Raw genomic sequence first — 24,907 nt, 5'->3', positions numbered from 1 at the left:
ACAGTAAAGCACCCTGCCCGGCATTGCGCCGGGCAAGGTTTTACGCTCTTACAACAGCGGGATCGAGTAGCTGACGATCAGACGGTTTTCGTCCTGGTCGCGGGTAGCCACGTCGGTACGCCACATAGCGTTTTTCCAGGCAACACCGAGGTTTTTCAGCGGGCCTTGTGGAACGACGTATGCCAGAGTGATATCACGTTCCCACTCGGTTTTGTCGCCGGTGGTGGTCTGGATGTTGCTACCTTTGAGGTAAACAACACCGGCGGTCAGGCCAGGTACGCCAACCTTGGCGAAGTCATAGGCGTAGCGAGCTTGCCAGGTACGTTCGCCAGCACGGGCAAACTTCTGGATTTGCATGTCGGTAGTGGTGCTGTTCGACGAGCCATCACCTTGGTTCAACCATGGGAAGTCGCTGTCGCCCTTGGTGTACTGGTAACCGCCACCGAAGGTGTGACCAGCAACCGAGTACAGCGCCAGGTAGCTGTACAGGTCGTTGTCGACCTTGCCCTTGACCTTGGTAGCGTTGGTTGTGTGATCCGAGTAGTAACCGGTGGTGTAGTAACCAGCGGTATCACCGTTTGCACCGTTGTCACGGCTGCGGTAGTAACGCAGGTCGCTTTTCAGGACGCCCGGGCCGATAGCCCAGTTGTGCACCAGACCCAGGAAGTTCTGAGCGTAGAAGTCCTTCAGCTCGCCGTAGTAGTACGAGGCGGTCAGGTCTTTGGTGATTTTGTAGTCAGCACCGGCGTAGTAGAACTTGTTGACGAAGTTACCGGCGTCATAGTTCGAGCTGCCGTTGGCACCAGCGATGGACAAACCTTCGTTGTTGCTGGAGTTACGGCCCTTGCCGTGCTCGATCTGACCAGCAGTCAGGGTCAGGTCCTTGATATCGTTCGAAACGATTTCGCCGCCCTGGAAGGTCTGCGGCAGCAGACGACCATCGTTGGTTTTGATAACCGGGTTGTTTGGCTGCAGGGTGCCGATCTTCAGCACGGTCTGGGAAATTTTGACCTTGCCGGTCAGACCCAGGCTAGCGTAGTCATCAACCGCTTTGTTGCCGTCACTTGGGAATACAGTGCCGCCCGAAGCGGTGCCGCTGTAGTTACCGTGATCTGCGCGGCTGGAATCCAGACGCATGCCGTACAGGCCAATTGCGTCAACACCAAACTGAACAGTACCTTGGGTGAAACCCGAGATGAAACGCAGGTCGAAGCCTTGGCCCCATTCAGCGTTCTTGCTACGGGTGGTTGTGCCTGGCGCGCCATCACGGTTGTCAGTGTTGATGTAGAAGTTACGCAGACCCAGTGTTGCCTTACTGTCTTCGATAAAACCTGCGGCGCCTGCTTGTTGGGCGATTGCCCCCAAAGCTACGGCCAACGCCAATGTTGACTTCTTCATGTACCGCTCCTCTCATTTCTAATTTTTGTATTTCTTAGGTCTCGGGTCTGACGCCCTTGATCCACAGATGCGCGATTAGCGCCAGATAGTGACTGACAAGTCAATCGTAACCTTGTGTGTCTACTACCTTCGTCTAACCACAGTTGATTTGGTCCTTGCAGGGTAATGAGTTTTTCATACACCCAAAAAGAATTGTTTCATCCTTTTTCATACGATTCAGGAATAAGGCCATCCATGGGGCCGTTAGGCCAATGAGGCAGTACCGCTCCATAAAATTATTCCTGAAGAGTATTTCTCTGCGTTTTTTTAGATCGTTTTGTACTCCCCCAGAGGGTCATACGTCACTCACGATCAAAAACGCGACGCCATCATGGCCAAATGCCTATCATCTCGTCAATTTGTTACAGTTTTTGTACTGATGAAATTTTTTTGCCGTCTCATCAAGCTGACTCAGCCTACCCTGGCGATCATGACGGTTATGGTATTGGGATGTTTCAGAGTATCGGGCGCAATGATGTCACTTTAATGGCAGTCGTATCGACAAATCGACAAATCCAGCCGCAAAAACCATCAGCGTAGTCGTAACTGAAAAAAACGCCGAATTGACAGACGAGAGGTTCACCCTCTCGCCCGGTCAAGCTTATAACGCCTTTTCGAAAATCTTCGAATTACGCTGATAGTTGTATAACGAAGCTCGCGCCGACGGTAGGCGGTCGACACTGCTTGGCACAAAACCACGCTCGCGGAACCAATGGGCAGTGCGGGTAGTAAGCACGAACAACGTCTTCAAACCCTGAGCCCGGGCACGGGTCTCGATGCGCTCCAGCAGTTCATCCCCGCGACCACCATGGCGGTACTCCGGGTTCACTGCCAGGCACGCCAGCTCGCCTGCGTCCGAGTCGGCGATCTGATACAGCGCCGCACAGGCGATGATCATGCCTTCACGTTCCACCACGCTGAACTGCTCGATTTCCCGCTCCAGCACTTCCCGGGAACGACGCACCAGAATCCCCTGCTCTTCCAGCGGACTGATCAGGTCCAGCAAGCCGCCGACGTCTTCAATCGCCGCTTCGCGTACCAATTCGAACTGTTCCTGGGCCACCAGCGTACCGCCGCCGTCCCGGGTGAACAGCTCGGTCAGCAAGGCACCATCTTCGGCATAACTGACAATATGGCTGCGCCCCACTCCACCACGGCAAGCCTCGGCTGCCGCGTCCAGCAACTCGGCCTGGTAGTTGTTGCCCAGGCGTTGCAGGTGCGCGGGCACCTGTTGCGGGCGCAGTTCACGTACCAGGCGGCCGTGTTCGTCGATCAAGCCAAGGTCAGCGCCGAACAGCAGCAGCTTGTCCGCGCCCAGGTCGATAGCGGCACGGGTGGCGACGTCTTCGCAGGCTAGGTTGAAGATTTCACCAGTGGGCGAGTAACCCAGCGGCGACAGCAACACGATAGAGCGCTCGTCCAGCAGGCGGTTGATGCCCTTGCGGTCGACCCGGCGCACTTCGCCGGTGTGGTGATAGTCGACACCTTCAAGTACGCCGATCGGGCGCGCTGTCACCAGGTTGCCGCTGGCCACCCGCAGGCGCGAGCCCTGCATCGGCGAGGAGGCCATGTCCATCGACAACCGTGCTTCGATGGCAATACGCAGATGGCCGACCGCATCGATCACACACTCAAGCGTCGCGGCATCGGTGATGCGCAAGCCTTCGTGGTAAGCCGGGGTCAGGCCGCGAGCGGCGAGGCGGGTTTCAATTTGCGGGCGCGAACCGTGCACCAACACCAGACGCACGCCCAGGCTGTGGAGCAGCACCATGTCGTGGACGATATTGCCGAAGTTCGGGTGTGCCACACCATCGCCCGGCAGCATCACAACAAAGGTGCAGTCGCGGTGGGCATTGATGTAAGGCGAAGCGTGACGAAGCCAATTGACGTATTCGGGCATAAAACCTGGGCCTGTAATAAAAAGCAGCCAAAAAAGGATGAATCATGAAAACGCACAGCGGGCTGTTGGTTATCGTCGGAACAGGCTTGGCGACACGCTCGCTCTCCTTCTATGTACGGATGGGCAGGGGTTAATTTATGCAGGCTTCAGGCAGTAATGTTGAATCAGTTCCCGCAATAGACGCACTGTAGGCGTCAAGCGTGACATTTCAAGGTACTCGCCAGGCTGGTGGGCGCAGGCGATGTCGCCAGGGCCGAGCACCAGGGTTTCGCAACCAAGGCGCTGAAGATAAGGCGCTTCGGTGCCGAACGCTACTGCTTCGGCGCGATGACCGGTAAGTCGTTCAGCCACCCGCACCAACTCCGCGTCCTCGGCCTGCTCGAACGGCGGTACTTCCGGGAACAACGGGGCGTAGTCGATCTTCACCTGATGGCGCTCGGCCAAGGGCTCAAGCTTCTGCCGGATGGCGGCGCGCAGCACCTGGGGATCCATGCCCGGCAAGGGCCGAAGGTCAAATTCCAGGGAGCATTGGCCGCAGATGCGGTTGGGGTTATCGCCGCCGTGGATGCAGCCGAAATTCAGGGTGGGTTGCGGCACGCTGAACTGCGGGTTGCGGTATTCGCGCTGCCAGGCCAGGCGCAGGCCGCGCAGTTCACCGATGGCGTCGTGCATGGCTTCGAGGGCGCTGTGGCCCAGGCTTGGATCCGACGAATGGCCGCTGCGCCCGAGAATATCGATGCGCTCCATCATCACGCCTTTGTGCAGGCGGATGGGTTTGAGGCCGGTGGGCTCGCCGATCACTGCCGCGCGGCCTAAAGGACGGCCCGCCTCGGCCAGCGCACGGGCGCCGGCCATGGAGCTTTCTTCATCGCAGGTAGCGAGGATCAACAGCGGCTGCTTGAAGGGTTGGTCCAGCAGCGGCTGCACGGCCTCAATCACCAGGGCGAAAAAGCCCTTCATGTCACAGCTGCCCAGTCCTACCCAGCGTCCGTCGACTTCCGTCAGCTTGAGCGGATCGGTCTGCCACAGCGCGCCGTCGTACGGCACGGTGTCACTGTGCCCTGCCAACACCAGGCCGCCAGGGCCGGTGCCGAAACTGGCCAACAGATTGAATTTGCCCGGGCTGACCTGCTGGATGTCGCAGGCAAAGCCCAGGTCCCCCAGCCAGGTGGCGAGCAAATCGATCACCGGGCGGTTGGATTGGTCGAGAGAGGCCTGGGTGCAACTGACCGAAGGCGCGGCAATCAGCGCGGCGAACTGTTCTTTCATGGACGGCAAAGGCATGCGCGGTCTCTCAACTTCCCGGACGAGCCCCATCATAGAACCATCTGCACGACACAATAAACCGTTGCGGCACGTTGCCGGGCTCAGTCCTGTACACTGCACGACCTTGGCAGCCACACATTTCCCCGGCTGCGCTCCCGATCCTGGATTTTCCGGCCATGCAGAAAGAAACCGAAATCAAGCTCCGCGTCAGCCGCGAAACCCTCGCCGCGCTACGTGAGCACCCGTTACTGAAAAAACGCAACAAAAGTGGCTGGGAACGCCGTGAGTTGATGAACCAGTACTTCGACACCCCGGAACGCGACCTGGCCCAGGCCAAAGTGGCCCTGCGCCTGCGCAAAGACGGCGACGAAGTGATCCAGACCCTCAAGACCCGTGGCCAGAGTGTCGCCGGCTTGTCGGAACGCAATGAGTACAATTGGGACCTGGCCAAAGCCAAGCTCGACGTGAAGAAACTCGACGGCGAATGCTGGCCCGAGCAACTGGCCGAGTTGGACAAAAAGACCCTCAAGCCGATCTTCACCACCGACTTCGTGCGCGAGCGCGCCGAAATCGCCTGGGGCCGCGGCAAGGCCAAAGTCGTGATCGAAGCCGCCCTGGACCTGGGCCACGTGGTCGCCGGCAAGCAGAAAGAAGAAATCTGCGAGCTGGAACTGGAACTGCGCGAAGGCGACCCGGCCGCCCTGCTGGAACTGGCCGCCGAGCTGGCCGCCACCCTGGCACTGATGCCGTGCGATATCAGCAAGGCCGAGCGTGGCTATCGCCTGTTCGACGCCAACAGCTATTCCCTGAGCCTGCCGGCGCCGGTGCTGCAAGCCGAAATGCCGCTGGACGACGCCTTCGCCGCCGTCATGTGGCACCTGTTGGGCAGCAGCCAGCGCCTGGCCGAGCAATACCGTTTCAATGGCCACTGGCGCCTGCTGCAAGACTGGGTAGAAAACCTCGGCGAGTTGCGTGCCCTGCTCGGCAGCCTCGGCCAGGCCGCACCACGCCAGTCCACCAGCGAACTGCGCGCTGCACTGGACGCCTTGCTGGAAGACTGGCGCCCGCTGGTCCAGGCCGGTGACGACGACGAAGACATCCGCAAAGCCGCGCCGGAACAGTTCGCCGAAGAACTGGAAGACGTGCGCTGGGGCCTGTTCTCCCTGACCACGTCCCGCTGGCTGCTGGCCCGTACCTGGGCGGCGGAGCGCAACGTGCGTGGCAACCGCCAAGGCGCTGCACAGATCGCCAACTGGCTGCCGCGCCTGCTGGCCGACGACGCCGTCGCCTTGCAACTGCCGCGCTACCAGCAACAGCCGGAAGACCTGGCCGAGCAACTGCCGCGTATCGAACGCATCCTGGCCTGGCTGCACCATGCGCGCCAGGTGCTGGATATCGCCGAGCTGGACCGTTTGTATGGCGAGCTGAACAAGCTGGCGCACCTGGCCAATCAGCCGATTACCGATGAGTCGCTGGATGCGCGGATGCATCAGGCGATCGCGGTTTATCAAAATCGCGCCTGGAAAACCCTACTGCGCCTGTAAGATCGCCATCGCGGGCAAGCCCGGCTCCCACAGGGGAATGCATTCCAATGTGGGAGCCGGGCTTGCCCGCGATGGCGCCGTCACTGTCAGCGCAAAACCGGCAGGCTGGTAGTGGACTTGATCTCCGACAAGGCCACTATCGAGTTGACCTCCTGGATCCCCGGCACCATCGACAGTTTTTCGAAGAAGAACCGCTCATACGCCTCGATGTCCGACGTGACGATCCTCAGTAAAAAGTCCACCGCCCCCATCAGCACATAACACTCCAACACCTCCGGAAAGCCGCGAATCGCCTCGGTGAACTCCGTGAAGTTGGAACGACCGTGGGCGTTGAGTTTCACCTCAGCGAAAATCTGCGTGTTGAGGCCGATTTTCTTGCGATCCAGCAGGGTGACCTGGCCGCGAATCACACCCTCCTCTTTCAGCCGCTGAATCCGCCGCCAGCACGGCGACTGCGACAGGCCGACCTGTTCGGCGATCTGCGCGCTGGAAAGCGAAGCGTCTTCCTGCAACAGCGCCAGGATGCGCCGGTCGTACACGTCCAACTCACTGTGCATAGAAATACCCGTTAAACATGATTTATCGAATTGCTTTATTCTCTTAAAAGCCAATATGGGCTTTTTTAGATAAGAAATCTCCCGCGCCGAATGTAAAAATTTCTGCAGTCGAATCCGGAGAATCATCATGCACGTCGTCGAAGCCGCCAGCCCCGCCCCACGCGTCGATGCCTGGGCGGTCAGCAATGCCCACTGCCAGGCGCACTACCAAATCCTCGCCGAGGCTGAGCCCGATGTGTTGTGCCGGGTGCTCAACTATTTTGCCCTGCAGTTCCTGGTTCCTCTCCACGTAAACGTGCAGCGCGAGGATGACCTGATGGCGATCGATATCGTGATGGATGGCCTGAGCTGGCATCGGGCCCAGGTGATCGGTGAAAAACTTCGTAACCTGATCAGCGTGTGCTCGCTGGAACTGCACCCGGCTGATGCTGCGCGGCCTCCGGCGGTGCAGGCGGCCGGTCGGTAACGGCCTGCAATAAACCCTGGAAGCCGAAACGCACAGGGTGACTAGCCTGAGGACTACGCCTAACCGTTGCCCAGGAATGTCACCATGTCCGTTGCGCCAAATCCCCAGGATCGCTGGCTGGAAATCCATCAATTGTTGCCCGCCCTGATCGACCAGGGTCTGGTGCCTGCCGATCTAACCCTGCCGGCGAACAGCGAGCTGCATCCCCTGGAGTGCATTGCCAGCCATGGGCCGTCCCTGGAAATGCTGACCGAATGGCTCGCCCGTCGCTGCGGCCAGCCCTACCTGCGTATCGACCCGTTGAAAATCGATGTCGCGGCGGTGGTGCCGCTGATGTCCTATGCCTTTGCCCAGCGGCACAGGATCCTCGCCGTTGCGGTGGATGCCCACAGCGTTACAGTCGCCAGCGCCCAACCGTACGTGGGCAGCTGGGAAGCCGGCCTGGCCCAGGTATTGAAACGCTCCATCAGGCGTGTGGTCGCCAATCCCCTGGATATTCAGCGCTGCACCGTGGAGTTTTACCGGTTGGCGAAATCGGTGAGCGGCGCTGTTGATCAAAAAACATCCGGCGCCCCCAACATCGAGCAACTGCTCAACCTCGGCGCCAGCGACCAGGAGCCCGACGCCAATGACGCGCATATCGTCAATATCGTCGACTGGCTGCTGCAATACGCCTTTGGCCAGCGGGCCAGTGATATCCATATCGAACCCGGGCGCGATCAGGGCCGTGTGCGTTTTCGCATCGATGGGCTGCTGCATGATGTCTATCAATTCCCGTCCCAGGTGACGATGGCCGTGGTCAGCCGCCTGAAAAGCCTCGGCCGAATGAACGTGGCGGAAAAACGCAAACCCCAGGACGGCCGGGTGAAAACCAAAAGCCCCACGGGCGGTGAAGTGGAGCTGCGCCTGTCGACCCTGCCCACCGCCTTCGGCGAAAAGCTGGTAATGCGAATTTTCGACCCACAGGTGCTGCACAAGGATTTCCAGCAACTGGGGCTCTCCTGCGACGACCTGCAACGCTGGCAATCGATGACCGGCCAAGCCAACGGCATCATTCTGGTCACCGGCCCCACCGGCTCGGGCAAGACCAGCACCCTGTACACCACGCTCAAACAACTGGCGACCCGGGAGGTCAACCTGTGCACTGTCGAAGACCCGATCGAGATGGTCGAGCCGGCCTTCAACCAGATGCAGGTCCAGCACAATATCGACCTGACCTTCGCCAGCGGCATCCGCGCGCTGATGCGCCAGGACCCGGACATCATCATGATCGGCGAGATTCGCGACCTGGAAACCGCAGAAATGGCGATCCAGGCCGCCCTGACCGGGCACCTGGTGCTGTCGACGCTGCACACCAACGACGCACCGGGAGCTATCAGCCGCTTGCTGGAACTGGGCATTCCCCATTACCTGATCAATGCGACGTTGCTGGGGGTGATGGCCCAGCGTCTGGTGCGGCTGTTGTGCCCGCACTGCAAGTGTCCCGTGGCGCCTGCGCAAGAGGAATGGAATGCCTTGGGGCCTGTTTCGCGCCCCGAGCAGATCTTCCAGGCTGCTGGCTGCCCGGAATGCAGGGAAAGCGGCTACCGGGGACGGGCCGGGGTTTACGAAATCATGCTGATGGATGACGGCATCAAGGCGCTGATCGGCCCGAATACCAACCTGCAGACCCTGCGGCGTGAGGCGCTGAAGAACGGCATGCACAGCTTGCGGCTTTCAGGCGCGCAAAAGGTGGCGCAAGGACTGACCACGATAAAGGAAGTGCTGCGCGTGACGCCGCAGTGATGCGCGGCAACATCAGCACACTTAATAGGCAGGAGGCGCCTAGGCTGAGTGAATGCGCGACGTAGAGGGCATCGGCGGGCCTCAAACGGCGGGAAGCAACGCCAGCCCTTGTTTGTGCGCGGAGTAAACCGTTCTTATCTCTGGCAAGCCCGTTACAATCAGGCAAACCTCGCTTCAATGCCATCACCAGACAAGGAATCGTTATGCAGATCGGAACCGTACTGCTTCTTTTTGTAGGCTTGGCTGTCGCCATCCTCTTCATGGGCTTCAAGGTCGTCCCACAGGGTTACCAGTGGACGGTCGAGCGCTTCGGCCGCTACACCAACACCCTCAAGCCGGGCCTGAACATCATCATCCCGGTGATGGACCGCATCGGTCGCAAGATCAACGTGATGGAAAGCGTGCTGGATATTCCGCCCCAGGAAGTCATCACCGCCGACAACGCCACCGTGCAAATCGACGCCGTGTGCTTCTTCCAGGTGGTCAATACCGCCCAGGCCGCCTACGAGGTGAACAACCTCGAACACGCCATTCGCAACCTGCTGCAAACCAACATCCGTACCGTACTCGGCTCCATGGAGCTGGACGCGATGCTCAGCCAGCGTGACGGTATCAACGAAAAACTGCTGCGCACCGTCGACGAAGCCACCGCGCCGTGGGGCATCAAGATCACCCGCATCGAGATCAAGGACATCAGCCCGCCTGCCGACCTGATGGCCGCCATGTCCGGCCAGATGAAGGCCGAGCGGATCAAGCGTGCGCAAATCCTCGAAGCCGAAGGCCTGCGCGCCTCCGCCATCCTGACTGCCGAAGGCAAGAAGCAGGCGCAGATTCTTGAAGCTGAAGGTGGTCGTCAGGCCGCATTCCTCGAATCCGAAGCCCGTGAACGTCAGGCCGAGGCAGAAGCCCGCGCCACTCAAGTGGTATCGGAGGCGATCGCCACCGGTAACGTGCAGGCCATCAACTACTTTGTCGCCCAAAAATACATCGACGCACTGGGCAAGCTGGCCTCGGCCAACAACAGCAAGGTGATCTTGATGCCGCTGGAAGCCAGCCAGGTAATTGGCGCCGTCGGTGGCATCGGCGAGATCGTCAAGGCAACCTTCGACAACAAGAAAGCCTGAGGCACGCACCATGTGGGAATTCCTGCAGCACCTGTCGTTTTGGGACTGGCTGGCACTGGGCACCGTGCTGCTTATCCTTGAAGTGTTCGGTGCCGGTGGTTATCTGCTGTGGATGGGCATCGCCGCGGCAGCCGTGGGCGTGATCAAGTTCCTGATCCCGAGCCTGGGGCTGGAATGGCAACTGCTGCTGTTTGCGGTGTTATCGATCCTGACGGCCGTGTACTGGTGGCGACGCCAGCGCAGCAGTGCCAAGGTCAGCGACCAGCCGGGGCTGAACATGCGCGGTTCGGAGTTGATCGGGCGCACCTTTGTGGTGCATCAGGCAATTATCGAAGGCCGGGGCAAGATCAAGGTCGGCGACGGCGTGTGGATGGCTTCCGGGCCTGACGCACCGGTCGGGGCACACGTACGTGTCACTGGTCAGGACGGCGTCATTTTAAAGGTTGAAACTGTTTAGTCATCCATGGAACTCGGCCGGGCTATCTACAATCAAACTGTTCAGATAACCCAGTCGGAGTCACCCATCATGCGTCTAAAATATGCTGTCGCAACGCTCGCTGTGCTTTCCCTTCCTGTCGGTTCAGCCATGGCCGACAGCTTCTGGCGTAATGTCATCTCATCGGGTGCCACCACTGGCTCGACGTACCTGACCTTCAAGGACCACAAAATGGTAGTCGCCGCTCAAGACGACGCCGGTAGCTTCGTCGCCAGCGACGGCAGCATCCGTGGTCCATACCTGGAAGCTGCGATGCAGAAGGTCCGCGCCGATAACCCTGGCCTCAAAGCCACGGATATGGACCTGGCCAACGCGATCCTGGCGAAAAACGCCATTGCATCCGAGTAATACCGCAGCGTAAAAAATGCCGCTCTTTGGGAGCGGCATTTTTTTGCCCGGCTTTCCTACAGCCAACACTAGCGATTCGGAATTCGCACAGGAAAAGTCCTATCGAGCTCCCCGCACACCCGGCAACAAGCTGTCGATTCCCTTTAGACCAAGTGAATCGATGACCATGCAAAAACTCTCCTGCGCTCTGTTACTCGCCGCGATTGCCACCCCATATGCCCAGGCAGAAGGCTGGTACGGGTCGGCAAAGCTCAACAGTGCCCGCCAGAATCTCTCCAGCGCCCAACTGACCAGCCCACGGGTAACCGATCGGGTAGAAGCCCCCGATAGCAGCAAGACATTCACCGGTTCATTCGCCGTGGGTTACGCCTTTGCCGAGGGCTGGCGCCTGGAAGGTGAATACACCATGCCCAGCCACTCGAACTTCAAATCCCATTGGGCACCGTTCAATGCCAACGTCAACAGCCTGCGGGCCGACAGCCAGCGCTTGATGCTCAATGGTTATAAAAACATCCCGATCAACGAGTGGCTGTCATTCTACGGGATGGCGGGAGTGGGATTGGCGCAAATCGACGCCGAGGGTTATCAGACCAATGACACTCGTCGCTTCGCCAGCAATCGACAATACAATTTCGCCTACAGCGTGGGCCTGGGGCTGGATGCCAAGGTCAACGAAACCCTTACGCTGGGCACTGGCTGGCGTTACGTGGACATGGGCGGGATTGAAACCGGCTACAACACCTTCGCCAACCGTATCAACGCCCGCGACGAGCAGCTAAAGGGAAAGCTCAAGGAACAGAATGTGTTTCTTGAGGCCCGCGTATCCTTCTGACCAAAGCCTCAGGGATGCCGCTGCCGAGGCGGCATTTTTATCCAGAGGGTGACGATTCATTCACAGATGACAGGCTATATTCAGTCGAGCCGTGCAACCATGCCCGGCATTGATATGCTTTTTTCTCATCGCCTTTCTGAAACGGATGCCTTCAACGTCATGAGCCAACTGCCCTTTCTGCCCTTTTCCAAGCCCACCATTGATGAAGCCACCATCTCGGCGGTGGGCGACGTACTGCGCTCCGGCTGGATCACCAGCGGGCCGAAAGTGCAGGCGTTCGAAGCGCAGCTGTCGGAATACTTTGGCGGGCGCCCGGTGCGCACCTTCAACTCGGGCACCTGCACCATGGAGATTGCCTTGCGCATCGCCGGTATCGGGCCTGGGGATGAAGTCATCACCACGCCGATTTCGTGGGTTGCCACCGCCAACGTGATTCTGGAAGTCGGCGCCACACCGGTGTTTGCCGATATCGACCCGGTGACCCGCAACATCGATCTGGCCCAGGTGGAAGCCGCGATCACGCCGCGCACCAAGGCGATCATCCCGGTGTACCTGGCCGGCCTGCCTGTGGACATGCCGCTGCTCTACGCACTGGCCAACAAGTACAACCTGCGCATCGTGGAAGATGCCGCGCAGGCGCTGGGTTCCAGCTGGGATGGCGAGCGGATTGGCGCCACAGGCGATTTCGTGTCGTTCAGCTTCCAGGCGAACAAGAACATCACCTCGTCCGAAGGCGGCTGCCTGGTGTTGAACAACGCTGAAGAAGCGCGCCTGGCGGAAAAATATCGCCTGCAAGGCGTGACCCGTACCGGCTTCGACGGCCTGGACGTGGATGTGCTCGGCGGCAAGTTCAACATGACCGATATCGCAGCGGCCATCGGCCTCGGTCAGTTTGCCCATATCGAGAAGATCACCGCCCACCGCCAGGAACTGGCGCAGCACTATTTTGAATGCTTCGGCAGTGATTTTGAAGCGCAGTACGGTGCGCAATTGCCGCCGGCCGACTTCGAAAACAGCAACTGGCACCTGTTCCAGCTGGTACTGCCGGAGCGCCAGGACGGTTTGCCGGCACGCGCCACGTTCATGGAGCAGATGCAGGCCCATGGCGTCGGCATTGGCTATCACTACCCGCCGATCCACCTGCTGAGCTTGTACAAGGCGCAGGGATTCAAGGAAGGCATGTTCCCGGTAGCGGAAAAAGTGGGGCGTTTGATTGTGTCGCTGCCAATGTTCACAGCGATGACGAAAGCGGATGTAGAGCGTTCGGTAGCGGCGGTAAAAGCGGTATTGAAGCGCTGATAAAACCTTTGCGGGAGCCGGTTGCCGGCTCCCGCAGCGGGATCACTCGCCGATGGCAGCCTTGTAACCGGCAGCGTCCAGCAGTTTTTCCAGGTCAGCCGGGTTGCTTGGCTTGAGCTTGAAGATCCAGGCGCCGTAAGGGTCGGAGTTCAACAACTCTGGCTCGCCGCCCAAGGCGTCGTTCACTGCGATCACTTCGCCAGCAATTGGCGAGTAGATATCCGACGCAGCCTTCACCGATTCAACCACACCCGCCTGCTGAGTCGCCTCAAACACGTTGCCGACTTCGGTCAACTCGACGAACACCACATCCCCCAATGCTTCCTGGGCATGGTCCGAGATCCCGACGGTCACGGTGCCGTCAGCTTCCAGACGGGCCCATTCGTGACTTTCGGCAAAACGCAGGTCGGCAGGGATATCGCTCATAGTCTGTGTCCTCAAGAAAAAATGTCAGCGGCCATTGGCCCGCCGGAAAAGTTAAATCAATGTTTTGCCATGGCGCACGAAGGTCGGCTTTACCACCCGAACCGGGTACCACTTGCCGCGGATTTCCACCTCGGCCCGGTCAGCAGTCGCCGACGGCACGCGCGCCAGGGCAATGGATTTGCTTAGCGTAGGAGAGAAACTACCACTGGTGATCTCTCCTTCGCCAACATTGGCGATACGAACCACCTGATGAGCGCGTAAAACCCCGCGTTCTTCCAGCACCAGGCCGACCAATTTGGACTTCACTCCCGCAGCTTTTTCGGCCTCAAGGGCCGTGCGGCCGATGAAATTGCGCGCGGCCGGCTCCCAGGCGATGCTCCAGGCCATGTTGGCCGCCAAGGGCGATACGTCCTGGTGAATATCCTGACCGTAGAGATTCATGCCAGCTTCAAGGCGCAGCGTGTCGCGGGCGCCGAGGCCGATGGGCGAGATGCCTGCACCGACCAGATCGTTGAAGAACGCCGGGGCCTGATCGGCCGGCAGGACAATTTCCAGGCCGTCTTCACCGGTGTAACCGGTGCGCGCAATAAACCAGTCGCCGTCAGCCAGGCCTTCAAAGGGCTTGAGCTGATGAATCAAGGTGCCGCGAGATTGGGTCACCAGTTCGGCGATCTTCTGCCGGGCATGCGGGCCTTGAATCGCGAGCATGGCCAACTCGGGCCGCTCGTGAAGTTGGGCCTGATAGCTGCCAAGTTGCGCCTGCATCCAGGCCATGTCCTGGTCGCGGGTGGCGGCATTGACCACCAGCCGGTAACCGGTCTCGGTGCGGTACACGATCATGTCGTCCACCACGCCACCCTGCTCGTTGAGCATGGCGCTGTACAACGCGCGGCCGCAGTCGTGCAGACGGTCAACATCATTGGCCAGCAAATGCTGGAGCCATTCCTTGGCCTGGGGGCCTGTGATATCGATCACGGTCATATGGGATACATCAAACACCCCGCAGTCGCGTCGCACCTGATGGTGCTCCTCAACTTGCGAGCCGTAGTGCAAAGGCATATCCCAACCGCCAAAATCGACCATTTTCGCGCCAAGGGCGAGATGCAGGTCATACAGAGGCGTGCGCTGTCCCATGGGTTTCTCCTTCCGGGCGTGGCGAAGGTGCGGACGGTTGCCGAGCGGGCCACACGCCTTGAAATACAAGGCCTGTAGCCGCGTTCAGCGACCCGATCTGAAAGATCGACCGCACCGAATGCCGCGCATTGTAGCCTCAAGGCGTAGGACTGGCACCTAACCGATTCGTCTCGCCGAACGTCGGATCAGCCCGATGACCGGTAACAGGCCCACCAGCACCAGGGTCAGGGCCGGCAGAGAAGCCCGCGCCCACTCGCCTTCGCTGGTCATTTCGAAAATCCGCACTGCCAGCGTGTCCCAGCCGAACGGGCGCATCAGCAGGGTGGCCGGCATTTCCTTGAGCACATCGACAAACACCAGCAACGCCGCACTCAGGGTGCCCGGCAGCAAAAGTGGCAGATACACTTTGCAAAACAGTCGCGGCCCGCTGACTCCCAGACTGCGAGCCGCTTCGGGCAAGGACGGGCGGATTCGCGCCAGGCTGTTTTCCAGCGGCCCGTAGGCCACCGCAATGAAGCGCACCAGATAAGCCAGCAGCAAGGCCGACAAACTGCCCAGTAGCAGCGGCTTGCCTGCACCACCCAGCCAGCCTGACATTGGAATCACCAATTCCCGATCGAGGTAGCTGAACGCCAACATGATCGACACCGCCAGCACCGAGCCCGGCAGCGCGTAGCCCACGTTGGCGAGGCTGATACCTGAGCGGATGGCGCGGGTGGGTGCCAAGCGATGGGCGAACGCCAGCACCAGGGCCACGCTGACGGTGATCAGGGCAGCCATACCGCCCAGGTAAAGGGTGTGGACGATCAAACCGGTGTAGCGCTCATCCAGATCGAAGCGGCCACGCTGCCAGAACCAGGCCACCAGTTGCATCATCGGAATCACGAACGCGCAGGCAAACACCAAACCGCACCAGCCGCTGGCCGCCGCCGCCTTGAACCCGTGCAGGTGATACAGCGCCTTGCCGCGCGGCCGCTCATTGCTCGGCCGGCTGGCGCCGCGGGCACGGCGTTCGCCGTACAGCACCAGCATCACCACCAGCAGTAACAGGCTGGCAAGCTGAGCAGCACTGGAAAGGCTGAAAAAGCCGTACCAGGTCTTGTAGATGGCGGTAGTAAAGGTGTCGAAGTTGAACACCGAGACGGCGCCGAAATCCGCCAGGGTTTCCATCAGCGCCAGGGCCACGCCCGCACCGATGGCGGGACGTGCCATGGGCAGGGCCACGCGCCAGAACGCTTGCCACGGTGATTGGCCCAGTACCCGCGCCGCTTCCATCAGGCCTTTGCCTTGGGCGAGAAACGCGGTACGCGCCAGCAGATAAACGTAGGGGTAGAACACCAGCACCAGCACGATGATCACACCGCTGGTGGAGCGCACGCGCGGCAGGCGCAAGCCCGTGCCGAACCATTCGCGTAGCAGGGTTTGTACCGGGCCGGAGAAATCCAGCAGGCCGACGAAGACGAAGGCGAGGACATAAGCGGGAATCGCGAAAGGCAGCATCAACGCCCAGTCCAGCCAGCGCCGGCCGGGGAATTCGCAGAGGCTGGTCAGCCACGCCAGGCTGACGCCCAGCAGAGTGACGCCCACACCAACGCCCAGCACCAGGGTCAAGGTGTTGCCCAGCAGGCGCGGCATCTGGGTTTCCCAAAGATGGGACCAGATCTGTTGGTCGATGGTCTGCCACGACAGCAACAGGACGCTCAGCGGCAGCAGCACCAGGGCGGCGACGGTGAAGACCGGCAGGTACCAGCGGCGTTGGGCGGGATGGGCCAAGGAAAAACTCTCGGTCGTGGTAGGAATACGGAACACGCCGCAACGCTACTGTAGGAGCGAGCTTGCTCGCGAAAAACGTCAACGATAACTCGGGCAGCTTGGAAGAACGCGGTGCCCTCAGGTTTTGCGCGAGCAAGCTCGCTCCTACAGGGGACACCCATCAAGCAAAACGCCCCGCAAATGCGGGGCGCAGTATATCGGACGACTTAGTTCCAGCCAGCCCGATCCATCAAGCGGATAGCCTCAGCCTGCCGCTTGCCCGCCACTTCCACCGGCAATGTATCGGCCACGAACTTGCCCCAGGTCGCGACTTCTGCCGACGGCGGCACGGCCGGGTTGGCCGGGAATTCCTGGTTCACGTCCGCAAAGATCTTCTGCGCTTCGGGCGTGGTCATCCACTCAACCAACGCCTTGGCCGCTTCCGGGTGCGGCGCATGCTTGGTCAGGCCAATACCCGACAGGTTAACGTGCACCCCACGGTCGCCCTGGTTCGGCCAGAACAGCTTCACCGCAAGCTCCGGTTTCTGCTTGTGCAAGCGGCCGTAGTAGTATGTGTTCACGATGCCGACGTCGCACTGCCCGGCGTTGATCGCCTCCAGCACGGCGATGTCATCGGAGAACACGTCGGTGGACAGGTTGTTGACCCAGCCCTTGACGATTTCTTCGGTCTTGGCCGCGCCGTGGGTTTCGATCAGGGTGGCAGTCAGCGACTGGTTGTAGACCTTCTTCGCGGTGCGCAGGCACAGCCGGCCTTCCCACTGCTTGTCGGCCAGGGCTTCGTAGGTGGTCAAGTCGCCCGGCTTCACGCGATCAGTCGAGTAGGCGATGGTTCGCGCGCGCAGGCTCAAGCCGGTCCAGGCATGGGCCGAAGAGCGGTATTGAAGGGGAATATTCTTGTCGATCACCGCGGAGGTAAACGGTTGCAGGATGCCCATCTGCTCCGCCTGCCAGAGGTTGCCGGCGTCGACGGTGAGCAGCAGGTCAGCGGTGGCGTTTTCACCTTCGGCCTTGATGCGCTGCATCAGCGGCGCTTCCTTGTCGGTGATGAACTTCACCTGCACGCCGGTCTTTTTGGTGTAGGCGTCGAACACCGGTTTGATCAGTTCGTCGATACGCGAGGAGTAGACCACGACTTCGTCGGCCGCCTGCACGGTGGTGCTGCCGATAAGGGTGAGTGCCAGGGCAGTCAGGAGGCGCTTGGGTGCCAACATGGGTGCGGTCTCTCATTTGCGAAAAGAGGGCAAATGATAAGGACTCACATTTGGTAGCGCTCGACGGAGGCGTTACCAGATGTTGCACAGGGCACTCAGGCCTTGGCCAGCTCCGGCAAATCCCCGGTCAAACCCAACGCCTGGCGCACAAACAGCGCCTTGGCTTCCGGCATTTGCTCAACCACCTTCAGCCCGGCATTACGCAACCAGCGCAACGGCAGTTGATCGGCCTGGAACAACCGCTCAAAGCCTTCCATCGCCGCCATCAGCGCCAGGTTGTGCGGCATGCGCCGGCGCTCGTAACGGCTGAGCACTTTCACATCCGCCAGCCGCTCACCGCGCTCGTTGGCGGCCAACAGCACCTCGGCCAGCACCGCCGCGTCGAGGAAGCCCAGGTTCACGCCCTGCCCCGCCAGCGGGTGAATAACGTGGGCTGCATCGCCAATCAACGCCAGCCCCTCGGCCACGTAACGTTTGGCATGGCGCTGACGCAACGGCACGCACAGCCGTGGATCGGCGCTTAGCACGGTGCCCAAACGGCCTTCGAAGGCCAGCTCCAGTTCACGGCAGAAGCTTTCATCGTCCAGCGCCATCAAGCGCTCGGACTCACTCGGGGTGGTCGACCAGACGATCGAACACCAATCTTCCTGCCCGTCCCGCACCAGCGGCAAAAATGCCAACGGGCCGTTGTCGGTAAAGCGCTGCCAGGCCGTGCGCTGATGCGACTGGCTGCTGCGCACGCTGGTGACGATGGCGTTGTGCAAATAATCCCACTCACGGGTCGCGGTGCCGGTCAGGCGGCGCACCGCCGAGTTGGCACCGTCCGCCGCAACCACCAGCGGCGCGCGCAAGGTGCGGCCGTCGGCCAGGGTCAGCAGCCAGTCGTCGCCGGAGCGGCGCATCTGTTCCAGGCGCGCATTGGCCAGCAGGCCAAGGTCGCAGTCGTGCAGGCGATCGAGCAAGGCGTCCTGGACCACCCGGTTTTCGACGATATGCCCCAGCACCTCGGCATGCACACTGGCCGCCGAGAAGTGGATTTGCCCGGTACCACTGCCGTCCCACACCTGCATCTCGCCGTAAGGGCTGGCACGTCGCTCAACGATGCCGTCCCACACGCCAAGGCGCTCGAGAATGCGCTGGCTGGCCGCCGACAAGGCGCTCACCCGCGGCTCGAACGCGGCTTGCGGGTCGAACGGTTTGACGCTCAGCGGGCTGCCGTCGAGCAGCAGCACCTGCAGGCCACTGTCTTGCAATGCCAGCGCCAGGGCGCTTCCGACCATTCCGGCCCCGACAATCAGCACATCTGCGCGCATGTCCATGCTTTAAGCCTGTCTCGATTGCGGCTTGCGCCGCACGTAAAGGGTTTTGTCGACCCGCGCCACCAGGGTGCCGGAGCCGTCATGAATCTGCACCTGGAGCTGCGGCAAGTACTTGTCGCCGCTGGCGGTGTGCTGGCGGATCTCGTCCAGCAACGCTTGGTCGATGGAAAATTCGGCAAACACCGGGCCTTTGCCCGGCGAGATAAAGTCGATGGCAGCCGCTTTGTCCCAGACGATGTAGTCGCGCCCCAGGTTCTCCATCAGCATCAGCATGTAGAACGGGTCGACCATCGAATACAGGCTGCCACCAAACTGCGTGCCGACGTAATTACGGTTGTACCAGCCCAGGCCCATGCGCACCTTGACCGCGCGAAAATCGCTGCTGATGTGCAACACCCGGACCCCGGCACCGAGGTACGGCGGGTACAGGGTCATGATCCAGCGCAACAGCCGTGCCTTGCCCAGGCGTTGGGTCAGCCACTCACGCATCGGGACGGGTGCCCAGGCCCATGGCTTGGCGCGCGAACCAGCGCTTGGCCGGCGGCAGCAAGTCCAGGCCCAGCAAGCCCATGTTGCGGCCCAGCGCGACCAGCGGTTGCGCACTGCCAAACAACCGGGTGACTTGATCGGAGAAGCCGACGGTGAGCTTCTGGTCCATGCGCTGACGCTCGCGGTACGCCTGCAAGGTCGCCAGGTCTCCCGGTATTTGCGGGCCGGCCAGCAAGGCCTCGGCCAAGGCGTACGCATCGCGCAGCGACAGGTTGAAACCCTGCCCGGCAATCGGGTGCAGGCTGTGGGCCGCATTCCCGAGCACGGCCAGATGAGACCGCACTTGTTCTTCCGCTTCCACCAGGGTCAACGGGTACAAGTGACGGGCGCCAACCTGCTTCAAGGTGCCAAGGCGGTAGCCGAACACACCCTGCAATTCGCTGAGAAAACTACGCTCGTCCAACTCAGCCAGGCGCTGGGCATCCATGCCGATGCGTGTCCACACCAGCGCGCAACGGTTGTCCGGCAACGGCAGCAAGGCCATCGGCCCTTCGTCGGTGAAACGCTCGAAAGCCTCGCCGTTGTGGGCTTCGCTCGGGGTGATATTGGCGATCAGCGCGCTCTGGTTGTAGGGCCGCTTTTTAACGCCGATACCCAGTTGTTCGCGCAAGCCGGAGCGGCCGCCATCGGCCAGCACCGCGAGGTCGCATTCCAGCACGGTTTCATCATTGAGGGTCAGGCGGTAGCCATCGGCAAGCGGCTCCATGCGGGTGACTTCTGCCGGGCAACGCCAGCTGACCACTTCCTTGTCCAGGCCTTGCCACAGGCATTGGCCCAACCAGGCGTTTTCCACCACATAGCCAAGCGCCGGCACGCCTTCTTCCATGGCCGACAGGCGCGCAGTGGAGAAGCGGCCACGGTCCGAGACATGAATCTGTTTGATCGGCTCAGCTCGGCGGGAGATGTCCTGCCACACGCCCAGCCGTTGATAAATTTGCCGAGCACCAAACGAAAGCGCCGAAGAACGCGCGTCATAGCTCGGCTGGTAACTGTCGCCAGGGGCAAACGGCTCGATCAGCACAATCTTCCAGCCACGGGCCTTTGCCCCGGCCTGCAACGCCAACGCGAGGCTGGCGCCCACCAGGCCGCCACCGATAATCGCCAGATTGACCCGGCTCATCGGGCGCCCGCCATCAGTGCTTCGATCTCGGCGACGGCCTTGGGCACGCCACCGGTCAGAATTTCACAGCCTTGCTTGGTCACCACCACGTCGTCCTCGATGCGTACGCCAATGCCACGCCATTTCTTCGCCACGTTCTGGTTGTCGGGCGAGATGTAGATCCCCGGCTCCACGGTCAGTGCCATGCCGACTTCCAGCACCCGCCACTCGCCGCCTACCTTGTATTCGCCCACATCGTGCACATCCATCCCCAGCCAGTGGCCGGCGCGGTGCATGTAGAAGGCTTTATAGGCTTCGCTGGCGATCAGCTCGTCGACGTCGCCCTGCAAAAGCCCAAGCTTCACCAGCCCGGCGGTGATGACTTGCACCGTCGCCTCGTGGGCCTGGTTCCAATGCTTGTTGGGGGCGATTTCGGCAAAGGCAGCTTCCTGGGAAGCCAGCACGATTTCATAAATCGCCTTCTGCTCGGCGGAAAACTTGCCGCTCACCGGCCAGGTGCGGGTGATGTCGCTGGCGTAGCAGTCGATCTCGCAACCGGCGTCGATCAGCACCAGGTCGCCGTCCTTGAGCACCGCGTCATTCTGCTGGTAATGCAGGATGCAACTGTTGCGCCCCGAGGCGACGATGGAGCCATAGGCCGGCATCTTCGCCCCGCCCTTGCGAAACTCGTAATCCAGCTCCGCTTCGAGACTGAACTCATACAGCCCGGCACGGCTGGCCTGCATCGCCCGCACATGGGCCGCGCAGGAAATCCGCGCCGCCTCGCGCATCACCTTCACTTCTGCCGCCGATTTATACAGGCGCATGTCGTGAAGCAGATGATCCAGGGCAACAAATTCGTTGGGTGGCTGGGCGCCGAGGTGTGCTTTAGAGCGGATCACATTGATCCACTCCATCAGGTGCCGGTCGAATTCGGCATTGCTGCCCATGGCCGAATACACCCGGTCGCGGCCTTCGATCAGGCCGGGCAGGATGTCGTCGATATCGGTAATCGGGAACGCATCGTCGGCGCCGAATTCGCGGATCGCACCTTCGGTGCCAGCCCGCAGGCCGTCCCACAGTTCGCGCTCGGCGTTGCGTTCGCGGCAGAACAGCACGTACTCGCCGTGCTGGCGGCCAGGCATCAGCACAATCACCGCTTCCGGTTCAGGGAAGCCGCTCAGGTACTGGAAGTCGCTGTCCTGGCGGTAGACGTGCTCGACGTCACGGTTGCGGATAGCGACCGCAGCCGCCGGCAGGATGGCGATGCTGTTGGGTTCCATCTGCGCCATGAGCGCCTTGCGGCGCCGGGTGTATTCCGCTTTGGGGATATGGATCATGGGCAGATGGGCTTCCTTTCTTAGTGCAGCGACGGCTTGGGGGCAGCAGGCTCAGCCGACTTACGGGTCTCGGTGAACAGCAGCAGCGGCGCGACGCGCAGGTATTCCATCACCTCCATGTAGTCGCTTTCGCCGTCTTCGGACTCTTCCAGGGCGTCTTGCACCTGGGAGATCGCGGCCAGGTCTTGCAGCACTTCCTGGGCATCGGTGCTCAGGTCCAGGCCGCCGGCGTTCACGCCGAAGCCGTGAAGGAAGCCTTGGCACCATTGGCCCAGTGCTGCGGCGCGCTCAGTGAGCGGCGCGTCATCGGTCGGCAGCAGCAAAACGACGGTGACGTCATCACCGGTCAGCTCGCCTTTAACCATCTCTTGCAGGCCGATGAGGGCGTTGCGCACGTTTTCGGTAGGCTCGGTTTCCAGCAGCTCGGCGACGTCGGCCAGCCAGTTGTCGGCATCAAAGCCGACACCGGTGCAACTGCGACCCAGCAGCACGCCGTGCAGCTCGGCAGGCGAGCAAGGATGACCGCTGGAACTCAGCAGTTTGGAAAAAGCATCGTACGGGGAATTCTGAATGGGCATGGTGAGCTAGGCGCCAGGCGGCGCAATGTCTAGAATGAAGCGCTGTATCCTAGCATCGGCAGACGTACCAAGACTATCGAGGGCGTCAGATCGTTTATCCAGCAGTTGCCATTCATCAGACAAATCCAGTGGAACCCAATGGAAGACACCGACCTGCAAGCGCTGATGGCCAGACTCGAGCTGCTAATTAACCGGGTCGAGCAACTTAAGAGCCAAAACGGACTCCTATTAGCTCAGGAAAAGACCTGGCGCGAGGAACGCGCTCACCTCATTGAAAAAAACGAAATCGCCCGGCGTAAGGTCGAATCGATGATTTCGCGCCTGAAGGCCCTGGAGCAAGACTCATGAGTTCAAGCAATAGCGTCACCGTGCAGATTCTCGACAAAGAATATTCGATCATCTGCCCACAGGAAGAGCGCAGCAATCTGGTGAGCGCTGCCCGCTACCTGGACGGCAAGATGCGTGAAATCCGCAGCAGCGGCAAAGTCATCGGCGCCGACCGCATTGCGGTGATGGCCGCACTGAACATTACCCACGATTTACTGCATAAGCAGGAACGGCCTGACGTGCAGGCCAGCGGCTCGACGCGCGAGCAGGTGCGCGACCTGCTGGAGCGCGTCGATCTGGTACTTTCTACCGATCCAGAGCCACCCAAGGGCTGATTGCGGCGTCGGTTTCGGGTATACTCGCCCCACTCCCTGGCGTGCTTGCCAGTCGGCGATGTCCCGGAGCCGATTCGCACTACCCTGGAAGTTGCACGTTGGGCTGGTGTGCATGTCCGCTAGACGGAAAGCCTTAAAGCCTACTGCTTCTTCCACCTTGAACTTTCGGGTTCAAGGGCTTAGTCGACAGCGGTTCTGTCGGGGAGCCTGATTCCAAAATCCAATGCCAGTCCCAGGACTGGCATTGTTTTATGAGCCGAAAACCATGACCGAACCTGCGCCGCTTTCCCGCCCGCAACTTCGACGCATGCTGCGCAAAGCCCGCCGCGCCCTGACGCCCAGCGAGCAGCGCCAGGCCGCCCTGGGCCTGTATCGGCAACTGGCACAGCACCCGCTGTTTCGCCGGGCCAAACACATCTCTTTATACCTACCGACGGACGGTGAAATCGATCCGCGCCTGCTGCTGCGCGCGGCACAGCGCCGGGGCAAGGCGACTTACCTGCCGGTGCTCAGCGCGTGGCCGCGAACCAAGATGGTGTTCCAGCGTGTGCGGCCCGGCGAGAAGCTCGGCCCCAACCGTTTTCGCATCCTTGAGCCACAGGTGAACGTCAGCCGCCAACGCAAGGTCTGGGCGCTGGACCTGGTGCTGCTGCCACTGGTTGGCTTCGATGATGTAGGCGGACGGCTGGGCATGGGCGGCGGCTTTTATGACCGCAGCCTGGCCTACCTGGCCCGCCGGAAATCCTGGCGCAAGCCGACGCTGTTGGGCCTGGCCCATGAATGCCAGAAGGTCGAAAGATTGGCGCAGGCAAGCTGGGATGTACCGCTTGAGGGCACAGTCACCGATAAGGATTGGTATATAGCAGAAACGCCACTGGAGTCAGCGGCGCCTTAAGTCACTTTAGCGCTTGAACGGCTGAGCCTGTTGCTGTGCGAGTTCAATCGGTGCGTCAGTCTTGTTCGACCACAAGCTCTGCGCATAGCCGGTGGTCACGACGCCCAGGCCGAACAAAATAACCAATATCCATAGTAAATCCGGTTTGCGTTTCATCGATTGCCCCCCTTCAGGCATCTTGCACACGATGACAGCAACGTTCCATTAGTAGTCCGTGCCAGCTGCGTCAAGCTCAAAACCCCGGCATTCTGCGGTAACGTGAACCAACACGCAAACCTTGACGCCAACCGACTGTCGGTTTGTCATAAAATTGCAGGACAACTTTCCCAATCGCCTTTTGAGGAGCGAAAACATGGCCTATTGGCTGATGAAATCCGAGCCCGATGAACTGTCCATCAAGGGCCTGGAAACGCTCGCAGAAGCCAGGTGGGACGGGGTGCGCAACTATCAGGCGCGTAATTTCCTGAGGGCGATGGCGGTGGGTGACCAGTTCTTCTTTTACCACTCCAGCTGCCCGGAGCCAGGGATTGCCGGCGTCGGTAAAATCATCGAGGCGGCCTACCCGGACCCAACCGCGCTGGAGCCCGACAGCCATTATTTCGACGCCAAGGCCAGCCCTGAGAAAAACCCGTGGAGCGCAATTAATGTCGGCCACGTCGAGACCTTTCCGAAGGTGCTGGGGCTAGGCTATCTGAAACAGCAAACCGCCCTCGCCGAGTTGCCTCTGGTACAAAAAGGCAGCCGTCTTTCGGTGATGCCAGTCACCGCCGAGCAGTGGGCCGCCGTACTCGGCCTGCGCTAAACAGCAGAACCCTGCGGTCACGCCCATGGCGCATGCATCTGCTCGACAACCGGCGTAGTCTGGCC

26 protein-coding genes and 1 other RNA gene are annotated in these 24,907 nt (G+C 60.7%); 13 read left to right on the top strand and 14 right to left on the bottom strand.

From position 1 onward, the window contains the following. Positions 1-48: 48 nt before the first annotated feature. From CEC48_RS01810 to argE, 3 genes are all read right to left on the bottom strand, one after another. Positions 49-1,398: an OprD family porin gene (locus CEC48_RS01810; RefSeq protein WP_088422164.1), complete on the bottom strand. Its 1,350-nt coding sequence runs from the start codon at positions 1,396-1,398 to the stop codon at positions 49-51. A 640-nt stretch (positions 1,399-2,038) separates the two neighbouring features. Then, positions 2,039-3,337, bottom strand: coding sequence for an amino-acid N-acetyltransferase (argA, locus tag CEC48_RS01805; RefSeq protein ID WP_088422163.1), 1,299 nt, complete (start codon positions 3,335-3,337; stop codon positions 2,039-2,041). Positions 3,338-3,472: 135 nt separating this feature from the next. Then, positions 3,473-4,621: an acetylornithine deacetylase gene (gene argE, locus CEC48_RS01800; protein WP_088422162.1), complete on the bottom strand. Its 1,149-nt coding sequence runs from the start codon at positions 4,619-4,621 to the stop codon at positions 3,473-3,475. Positions 4,622-4,779: 158 nt separating this feature from the next. On the opposite strand from argE, the gene CEC48_RS01795 reads away from it, so the two are divergent. Further along, positions 4,780-6,147 carry an inorganic triphosphatase gene (locus CEC48_RS01795; protein ID WP_088422161.1) on the top strand — a complete coding sequence of 456 codons (1,368 nt, stop codon included), beginning with the start codon at positions 4,780-4,782 and terminating at the stop codon, positions 6,145-6,147. An 86-nt stretch (positions 6,148-6,233) separates the two neighbouring features. Here CEC48_RS01795 and CEC48_RS01790 read toward each other — a convergent pair whose 3' ends face one another. Next, positions 6,234-6,704, bottom strand: coding sequence for an Lrp/AsnC family transcriptional regulator (locus CEC48_RS01790; protein WP_010167872.1), 471 nt, complete (start codon positions 6,702-6,704; stop codon positions 6,234-6,236). A gap of 127 nt (positions 6,705-6,831) precedes the next feature. Between CEC48_RS01790 and CEC48_RS01785 the strand changes: the two genes are divergently transcribed. The 7 genes from CEC48_RS01785 to CEC48_RS01755 all read left to right on the top strand — a co-directional run bounded on the left by CEC48_RS01785 (position 6,832) and on the right by CEC48_RS01755 (position 13,054). Continuing rightward, positions 6,832-7,170 (top strand): hypothetical protein, encoded by a 339-nt coding sequence (locus tag CEC48_RS01785; RefSeq protein ID WP_088422160.1) that lies wholly within the window; start codon positions 6,832-6,834, stop codon positions 7,168-7,170. Positions 7,171-7,254: 84 nt separating this feature from the next. After that, the gene (locus CEC48_RS01780) at positions 7,255-8,955 is read left to right on the top strand and encodes a GspE/PulE family protein (RefSeq protein WP_088422159.1); all 1,701 of its coding nucleotides are present in this window, start codon (positions 7,255-7,257) and stop codon (positions 8,953-8,955) included. 203 nt (positions 8,956-9,158) lie between these two features. Further along, positions 9,159-10,079 carry an SPFH domain-containing protein gene (locus CEC48_RS01775; protein ID WP_003213925.1) on the top strand — a complete coding sequence of 307 codons (921 nt, stop codon included), beginning with the start codon at positions 9,159-9,161 and terminating at the stop codon, positions 10,077-10,079. A gap of 10 nt (positions 10,080-10,089) precedes the next feature. Then, positions 10,090-10,536 (top strand): NfeD family protein, encoded by a 447-nt coding sequence (locus CEC48_RS01770; protein WP_088422158.1) that lies wholly within the window; start codon positions 10,090-10,092, stop codon positions 10,534-10,536. A 69-nt stretch (positions 10,537-10,605) separates the two neighbouring features. Further along, entirely contained in the window at positions 10,606-10,923 is a 318-nt protein-coding gene (locus tag CEC48_RS01765) for a DUF2388 domain-containing protein (RefSeq protein ID WP_010167882.1), read from the top strand. Between the two features lie 160 nt (positions 10,924-11,083). Beyond that, the gene (locus CEC48_RS01760) at positions 11,084-11,755 is read left to right on the top strand and encodes an outer membrane protein (RefSeq protein ID WP_088422157.1); all 672 of its coding nucleotides are present in this window, start codon (positions 11,084-11,086) and stop codon (positions 11,753-11,755) included. A gap of 159 nt (positions 11,756-11,914) precedes the next feature. Continuing rightward, positions 11,915-13,054, top strand: coding sequence for a DegT/DnrJ/EryC1/StrS aminotransferase family protein (locus CEC48_RS01755; RefSeq protein ID WP_088422156.1), 1,140 nt, complete (start codon positions 11,915-11,917; stop codon positions 13,052-13,054). A 42-nt stretch (positions 13,055-13,096) separates the two neighbouring features. Here the strand turns inward: CEC48_RS01755 and gcvH are convergent, their stop codons facing one another. The 9 genes from gcvH to CEC48_RS01710 all read right to left on the bottom strand — a co-directional run bounded on the left by gcvH (position 13,097) and on the right by CEC48_RS01710 (position 22,483). Continuing rightward, complete coding sequence (gcvH, locus tag CEC48_RS01750) at positions 13,097-13,480, bottom strand: glycine cleavage system protein GcvH (protein ID WP_088422155.1); 384 nt, start codon at positions 13,478-13,480, stop codon at positions 13,097-13,099. Between the two features lie 51 nt (positions 13,481-13,531). Next, positions 13,532-14,614, bottom strand: coding sequence for a glycine cleavage system aminomethyltransferase GcvT (gene gcvT / locus CEC48_RS01745; RefSeq protein ID WP_088422154.1), 1,083 nt, complete (start codon positions 14,612-14,614; stop codon positions 13,532-13,534). A gap of 156 nt (positions 14,615-14,770) precedes the next feature. Beyond that, positions 14,771-16,387 (bottom strand): iron ABC transporter permease, encoded by a 1,617-nt coding sequence (locus CEC48_RS01740; protein ID WP_088422153.1) that lies wholly within the window; start codon positions 16,385-16,387, stop codon positions 14,771-14,773. A gap of 206 nt (positions 16,388-16,593) precedes the next feature. After that, positions 16,594-17,598: an extracellular solute-binding protein gene (locus CEC48_RS01735; RefSeq protein ID WP_088422152.1), complete on the bottom strand. Its 1,005-nt coding sequence runs from the start codon at positions 17,596-17,598 to the stop codon at positions 16,594-16,596. A 95-nt stretch (positions 17,599-17,693) separates the two neighbouring features. Beyond that, a complete protein-coding gene (locus tag CEC48_RS01730; RefSeq protein WP_176438645.1) occupies positions 17,694-18,911 on the bottom strand; it encodes a 2-octaprenyl-3-methyl-6-methoxy-1,4-benzoquinol hydroxylase in 1,218 nt (405 codons plus the stop codon). Between the two features lie 9 nt (positions 18,912-18,920). Further along, positions 18,921-19,406, bottom strand: a complete 486-nt coding sequence (locus tag CEC48_RS01725; protein ID WP_088422150.1) for a DUF4442 domain-containing protein — start codon at positions 19,404-19,406, stop codon at positions 18,921-18,923. Further along, entirely contained in the window at positions 19,399-20,586 is a 1,188-nt protein-coding gene (gene ubiH / locus CEC48_RS01720; protein ID WP_088422149.1) for a 2-octaprenyl-6-methoxyphenyl hydroxylase, read from the bottom strand. Before ubiH ends, CEC48_RS01725 begins: the two co-directional genes overlap by 8 nt. Next, positions 20,583-21,905, bottom strand: coding sequence for a Xaa-Pro aminopeptidase (gene pepP, locus CEC48_RS01715; RefSeq protein ID WP_088422148.1), 1,323 nt, complete (start codon positions 21,903-21,905; stop codon positions 20,583-20,585). Before pepP ends, ubiH begins: the two co-directional genes overlap by 4 nt. Before the next feature lie 20 nt (positions 21,906-21,925). Beyond that, positions 21,926-22,483 (bottom strand): YecA family protein, encoded by a 558-nt coding sequence (locus tag CEC48_RS01710; protein ID WP_003213952.1) that lies wholly within the window; start codon positions 22,481-22,483, stop codon positions 21,926-21,928. Positions 22,484-22,621: 138 nt separating this feature from the next. Between CEC48_RS01710 and CEC48_RS01705 the strand changes: the two genes are divergently transcribed. From CEC48_RS01705 to CEC48_RS01690, 4 genes are all read left to right on the top strand, one after another. Continuing rightward, positions 22,622-22,831 (top strand): TIGR02449 family protein, encoded by a 210-nt coding sequence (locus CEC48_RS01705; RefSeq protein ID WP_003213954.1) that lies wholly within the window; start codon positions 22,622-22,624, stop codon positions 22,829-22,831. After that, positions 22,828-23,145 (top strand): cell division protein ZapA, encoded by a 318-nt coding sequence (locus CEC48_RS01700; protein WP_003213956.1) that lies wholly within the window; start codon positions 22,828-22,830, stop codon positions 23,143-23,145. Before CEC48_RS01705 ends, CEC48_RS01700 begins: the two co-directional genes overlap by 4 nt. Before the next feature lie 30 nt (positions 23,146-23,175). Further along, positions 23,176-23,354: non-coding RNA, 6S RNA (ssrS, locus tag CEC48_RS01695), on the top strand. 56 nt (positions 23,355-23,410) lie between these two features. Next, positions 23,411-24,040, top strand: a complete 630-nt coding sequence (locus CEC48_RS01690; RefSeq protein ID WP_088422227.1) for a 5-formyltetrahydrofolate cyclo-ligase — start codon at positions 23,411-23,413, stop codon at positions 24,038-24,040. Positions 24,041-24,046: 6 nt separating this feature from the next. On the opposite strand, the gene CEC48_RS31465 is transcribed toward CEC48_RS01690, so the two are convergent. Then, complete coding sequence (locus CEC48_RS31465) at positions 24,047-24,196, bottom strand: hypothetical protein (protein ID WP_088422147.1); 150 nt, start codon at positions 24,194-24,196, stop codon at positions 24,047-24,049. A gap of 196 nt (positions 24,197-24,392) precedes the next feature. Between CEC48_RS31465 and CEC48_RS01680 the strand changes: the two genes are divergently transcribed. Then, the gene (locus CEC48_RS01680) at positions 24,393-24,842 is read left to right on the top strand and encodes an EVE domain-containing protein (protein WP_088422146.1); all 450 of its coding nucleotides are present in this window, start codon (positions 24,393-24,395) and stop codon (positions 24,840-24,842) included. The last annotated feature ends 65 nt before the right edge of the window (positions 24,843-24,907 follow it).

This window comes from Pseudomonas sp. K2I15, from assembly GCF_002204795.1.
In the GTDB taxonomy this organism is placed as follows: domain Bacteria; phylum Pseudomonadota; class Gammaproteobacteria; order Pseudomonadales; family Pseudomonadaceae; genus Aquipseudomonas.
The sequence above is the reverse complement of the archived record's forward strand: the minus strand, read 5'-3'. Positions and strand labels throughout refer to the sequence as shown.